This is a genomic window from Kitasatospora sp. NPDC001175 (assembly GCF_053598215.1).
Genome location: NZ_JBSFJU010000155.1, coordinates 1 through 5,251 on the forward strand (window position 1 = coordinate 1; position 5,251 = coordinate 5,251).

Genomic DNA, 5,251 nt, shown 5'->3' on the forward strand with positions numbered 1-5,251 from the left:
CCGCATCAGCAACGCCCTCAAGAACGACGGCACCACCGAACTCGACATCCGCGCCACCACCTCCAACGGCGACATCACCGCCCGCAGCCTGTGAGGGACCCGCAGTGCGGCCGGGCCCACCGCGACCGAGATCCTGCCGGTCGCTGACGGCCCGGCCGTCCGTCCTCTGGAGCCTGCGATCCACGTGCAGGGCCTGGCGAAGCCGTCCAACAGGCCTGGCGCGACCGGGGGAGCGGGCTCGCGGCAAGAAGTCGAAGGGTTCGGAACGCTTCAACCGCACCCTGCTCGACGAGTGGCCCCGCTCAGCCCTGCCGCACCGAACGGGCAGGACGTAACGCCTTTCCCGCCTGGCTCCACACCTACGATCGCCACCGCGGACACACTGCACTCAAGGGGAGCCACCCGTCAGCCGCGTCCCCGACCTCGCGGGGCGGCACAGCTGGCCGAGCATGACCGTTCTCACCGATGACCGCTGGACCGACGCTCCGAGCGCCGCCACGATATGCCCGGTCGTCGATGCCCGCCGTGGTCTCAATGGCGACTCGGAGCAAAAACCATCACGGCTCGGCTGTAGCGCGGCACCTGGAGATACGCGTTCACGAGTCGCCCCCTGATGCAGCACCCATGCCCCGCGGCTCCGCGCCGGTTGCCGCCGCGCGATGCGGGCTGACCAGCCCCAAGGCCAGCATCGTCCTCAATTTCTACTCGGGAACGACGCGCAGCCGGTTTCAGACGACCAGGACCCGGCGCCCGCGCGTGTGACCGGTCTGGCTGTCGATGTGCGCCACCGCGGCCTCGGCGAGCGTGTACGACTTCTCGACCGGGATGCGGAGCTTTCCCCGCGAGATGAGGCCGACGGCCTCGGCGAGCGCTTCCGGCACGCTCCCGGCCACGCCGGAGAATCGGACACCGAACTTTGGCGCGGCGAGGTCGGCGATGGAGATCACCTTCTGCGGATCCCCGGTCAGCTCGACGAGCTCGCGGATCACGCCCGAGCCGGCCAGATCGAGAGCTGCGTCGACATGGCCGAGCCGCTGCACCCGCTCGACCCAGCCTTCGCCGTACGTCGTGGCGAGGGCGCCCAGGCCGCGCAGGTAGTCCTGGTTCGCGGCCCCAGCCGTGCCGATCACCCTGATGCCGCGGTCGCGGGCGATCTGCAGCACCGCCGATCCGACTCCCCCGGACGCACCGCTGACCAGCAGCGTCTGCCCGGCCTCCACGCCGACCTCGCGGATGATCCGCAGCGCGGTCTCCACCACGGAGGGGTACCCGGCCGCCTCTTCGAAGGTCAGCCCCTCGGGCATGCGGGCCCAGGCCGACAGAACGGCGAACTCGGCATAGGTGTTCGAGCCCTCGCCGAACACGTGGTCGCCGACCTCGACCCCTTCGACGCCGTGACCGACCTCGTCCACCACCCCGGAGGCGTCCAGCCCGACTCCGGAGGGCAACTCGATCGGATGGGCCTTGAGGATCTGGCCTTCACGGATCCTCCAGTCGACGGGGTTCACGCCCGCCGCCCGCACGGCGATGCGTACCTGACCGGGTCCCGCGTGGGGCTCCTCGGCGTCGACGAGTCGCAGGACGTCCGGACCGCCGAACTCAGCGAAGCTCACTCTCTTCATGCCGCCGACCATAACCATAACGGTTAGTGTTTAACAACAGTTCTGGCTTTGGATCTGATAGCGTTGTGGCATGACCGTGCCGTCCGGGCGACGTGAGCGCAAGAAGGCCGCGACCCGTCAGAAGATCGCCGATACCGCCCTGCGGCTCTTCCTGGAACGCGGGTACGACACGGTGGGCATCCGCGACGTGGCCGCCGAGGCCGACGTCGCCGTCACCACGGTCTTCTCCCACTTCGCCTCGAAAGAGGCCCTGGTGTTCGAGCAGGACCAAGACTTCGAGCAACGCCTCACGCAGGCGGTCACCACCCGGGCGCCGCACGAGCCGCTCATCCCCGCACTGCGTCGGGAGATCCAGGCCCTGGTGCGACATTGCACGGCGGACAGCGCCGCCCCGATCTGGCGGATGATCGACGAATCACCCGCCCTGCGCGAGTACGAGGAGTCGATGAGGCTGCGCCATGCAGAGTCGCTGGCGACGGCCATCGCCGCCGATCCCGACCTGTCACAGACCACAACGGCCTGCCGGACGATCGCGAGGTTCGTGATCGACGCCTACTCCCTGGCCCGTGACGCGGCCGATCCGCAGACCGCGGTGGACGAGATCTTCCAGATGATCGAGGCCGCCTGGGCCGTCACCCGCCCCTCCGGAAATCCCACCGGCACGGCCTGACCCTGGCCAGGACTCGGCCCCGCCCGGCGCCGTCCCGCCGAACCCCAACGGCAGGGCGAAGGAATCTGGGGCCGGTACGCCACCGATGATCACCTACGGTCACCAACCGGCCGGGCACCGCGACGATCTGACGACAGTCGAATAGGACCAGTACCAAGGCCGGAGTCCAGGGTGCTCCTGGCCGCCTGCATCGCCGCCCGGACGCGCGCGGCCCCGGCGGCGGCGAACAGGGATCCGCCGCCCACCGCGACCGTTTGCGCACCCAGGCCCGCGCAGGCCCGGCAGATGCCCGGCTGTGGCACGGGGTCGTGGCACTTGGCGCACTCGGCGCGCCGGTGCGGTGGGGGTTGCTCGGGGATGGGGGCGGGCGGCAACTTGCGTTGCAGGCGGCTGCGGAGCACTCCTGCGGGGGAGTGCACGATCGCGGGCAAGCCCGACAGCAGCGCCCGGGCCAGATCGGCTGCGGTACTGCCGCGCTCCAGCCACTGGGCGACCAGCGGCGCGAGTTCCCGGGCCTCGGCTTCGCCCAGGCGCAGGCGCCGATCCGGGCGGATCACCCGGTACAACGTCGCCACCGCTTCGCGGAGTTGTTCGTCCCGTGCTGCCGAAGGCTGCTGGATTTCCGGCTGCCCTCCGGGGCCGTCGGTCGCCTCGGGGTGGGCCGAGGGCCGATCGGCCCGCGCGGCGGGGAGGGAGGGTTCTTGGTGCCGGTTCTTTACAAGAGGACTGCCACGCCGGCCGGTTACCGCTTCACCGGAGGCCGGACGGGGGACACCCGGTGCCGCGAGCTGCGGGGTGTCGAAGACCCGGGCCTCCGAGCGGACGGTGCCGTCGGGCATACGGACCTTGTCGACCCGGTAGTACCCGGCCTCGGTCAGCTCGCGGAGCGCCCTGCGGATCGCCCCACGCCCCTGCGGACTGGTGTCGGCCATCTGCCGACCGTCCTCGCGCCGGCCGTCGGGGCGGGAGAGGAGATCGGTGAGCAGGCCGCGGGTGGTGTAGCTGAGCCGATGGTCCTGCAACAGGCCGTTCGGCAACACCGTGAAATTGCGCGGGTGTTGGGTACGATGGATACGCATCGGGAGTTGCTGCTCCTGGCGCCGGGCCCCGGGGTGTTGGTAGCACCGCCGGGGTCTTCTACGTTCCGCTGTCGTCGCGGAACGTAGCACATCGCATGCGGAGAGTGTGAAAGCTTCGTTCGGCGAACTGATCACGTACCTGGGTGATCGCCTGCTGATCACTTATCAGCGATGGATGTCCATGTGTCGGTAGCCCGTTGAGCGTGTCGCCGTGTGATCGGCCGCCGGGGCTTCCCCTGTCGAAGCCCCGGCTGGGTCGCCCGGGGCCGCTGCAGCCATGCAGGTACCACAGCCCCGGCCTGCCGAGTCGGGGAGTCCGCCCCGGTGGGGCCCTTCTCGCTGCGGATCCGGGCGAGGGGCTCCTGACCGGCCGGTCGAGTTGGGGCGCCCATCGGTCTAGGGGTGGCGGCGGACGACCGTTCCGGGCTCGTCCAGCCAGAAGGTGTGGGCGCCGTCGGCTGTCACCGTAAGCCCGAAGCGGGCCGGGCCGGGTCGGCCGTTGGTGAGCCACCAGTGGTGCGCGGCCTCGACCTCCTCCCACAGGCGGCGGGGGCCGTGTTGCCAGACGGTGAACCGGTCGTCGTCACAGCCGTTGTAGTCGACTGCGGCCCACGAACCAGCGTCCGTGGTGGCGACCCACAAGCGGGACTTGACGCCGTCCACGTCGGGGTCGTGGTGCCAGGCGTACCAGACGTCGCCGAGGCGCTGCCCGAGTGCGAACTGGACGTTCACTGGGGAATCCGCCACCGACCAAGGGTCGAGCTCGGTCACCGACTCCTCCGGGACATGCTCGTTCATCACCACGTCGCGGTAGAGCAGCAGGTCGGTGCGCTGGGTGCGCATCAGCATGAAGGCGCTGTCGGGAGTGAACCGGCCGGCGGCCTGTCCGTCGTGGTTGACGTTCAACCGGAGTAGGCCGCCACAGATCCAGGGGTTGTCCCACGGAGTGAGGATGACGCCACCCGGTCTGGTCTGGCTGATCCACGCCGGGGGAACCCGCTGGACCGAGCAGGTGGCCACCACCCGGTCATAGGGCGCCCTTGGGACCCAGCCGAGGCGCCCGTCCCCGCACACAACCGTCGGGTTGAAGCCGACCGTACTGAGATTGATGCGCGCCTGGTCGGCGAGCACCGGGTCCACCTCGATCGTGACCACAGTGGACCCGCCGAGCCGGTGGGACATCAGCGCGGCGGTGAAACCGGTACCGGTGCCGATCTCCAGCACCGCCATCCCGTCAAGCAGTTCGAGCGCTTCGAGCATCTGGAAGACGATGGATGGTGCCGACGCGGAGGAGGAGGGCCACGCGTCGGCGGGGTCGTCCGGTTCACAGCCGTCGTTGACCTGTGTCACCACAGGTTCGTTGGCGTAGGCGGAGGCGAACCAGAGGCCCGGGTCCGCTGCACGGTCGCACGGCACGCTGCCGTCGGCCCCGTCGGCCCCGTCGTCCAGCCAGATCCGTTCGGGGAGGAACGCGTGGCGCGGAGCGGCCTGCGCCGCCTTCTGCCATTCGGGGGCCACCCCGTGGCCGAGGACATCGTGGACGGCCTGGAGCAGGCCATGCAAGGCGGCCTGCTCCGGCTTGGACGCGACTGTCACTACTTGTCCTTGCCCTTGCCGTGCTTGTTGCCGGAGGAGCCGGACTGGTGGTCCTTGTTCGGTGTGTCCTTGCCGAAGTCCTTCTTCCCGGCGTGCTTGCCCTCGCCGCCGTCGTTGCTGCCGGAGCCACCTCCGGAGCTGCCACCCTTGCCGATTCCCCATGCCATGGTGATCTCCTTCAGTTCTCGGTTAGGCAGTGTCCTGGCGATCAGTTGAGTCGTTGATACGACTATGGGGTGTAGGAGTGATCTGACGGATGCCCAGTGGGAGCGCCTGGCGCCGCT

General features: G+C 69.7%; 5 protein-coding genes. 1 reads left to right on the forward strand and 4 read right to left on the reverse strand.

Annotation, left to right across the window (positions count from 1 at the left end; all coding sequences use genetic code 11):
* Window positions 1-728: 728 nt before the first annotated feature.
* Window positions 729-1,622 (reverse strand): NADP-dependent oxidoreductase, encoded by an 894-nt coding sequence (locus ACWDAK_RS40465; RefSeq protein ID WP_427396275.1) that lies wholly within the window; start codon window positions 1,620-1,622, stop codon window positions 729-731.
* 70 nt (window positions 1,623-1,692) lie between these two features.
* Between ACWDAK_RS40465 and ACWDAK_RS40470 the strand changes: the two genes are divergently transcribed.
* Entirely contained in the window at window positions 1,693-2,292 is a 600-nt protein-coding gene (locus ACWDAK_RS40470) for a TetR/AcrR family transcriptional regulator (RefSeq protein ID WP_344640739.1), read from the forward strand.
* Between the two features lie 89 nt (window positions 2,293-2,381).
* Here ACWDAK_RS40470 and ACWDAK_RS40475 read toward each other — a convergent pair whose 3' ends face one another.
* The 3 genes from ACWDAK_RS40475 to ACWDAK_RS40485 form a co-directional block, all read right to left on the reverse strand.
* Window positions 2,382-3,371, reverse strand: a complete 990-nt coding sequence (locus tag ACWDAK_RS40475; protein WP_427396276.1) for a hypothetical protein — start codon at window positions 3,369-3,371, stop codon at window positions 2,382-2,384.
* 396 nt (window positions 3,372-3,767) lie between these two features.
* Window positions 3,768-4,967, reverse strand: coding sequence for a methyltransferase domain-containing protein (locus tag ACWDAK_RS40480; RefSeq protein ID WP_427396277.1), 1,200 nt, complete (start codon window positions 4,965-4,967; stop codon window positions 3,768-3,770).
* Window positions 4,967-5,134: a hypothetical protein gene (locus tag ACWDAK_RS40485; protein WP_427396278.1), complete on the reverse strand. Its 168-nt coding sequence runs from the start codon at window positions 5,132-5,134 to the stop codon at window positions 4,967-4,969. Before ACWDAK_RS40485 ends, ACWDAK_RS40480 begins: the two co-directional genes overlap by 1 nt.
* Between the last annotated feature and the right edge of the window lie 117 nt (window positions 5,135-5,251).

Excerpts from the sequence above, each read along its gene's own strand:
- ACWDAK_RS40465 (WP_427396275.1), bottom strand. The coding sequence starts at position 1,622 with ATGAAGAGAGTGAGCTTCGCTGAGTTCGGCGGTCCGGACGTCCTGCGA.
- ACWDAK_RS40470 (WP_344640739.1), top strand. The coding sequence starts at position 1,693 with ATGACCGTGCCGTCCGGGCGACGTGAGCGCAAGAAGGCCGCGACCCGT.
- ACWDAK_RS40475 (WP_427396276.1), bottom strand. The coding sequence starts at position 3,371 with ATGCGTATCCATCGTACCCAACACCCGCGCAATTTCACGGTGTTGCCG.
- ACWDAK_RS40485 (WP_427396278.1), bottom strand. The coding sequence starts at position 5,134 with ATGGCATGGGGAATCGGCAAGGGTGGCAGCTCCGGAGGTGGCTCCGGC.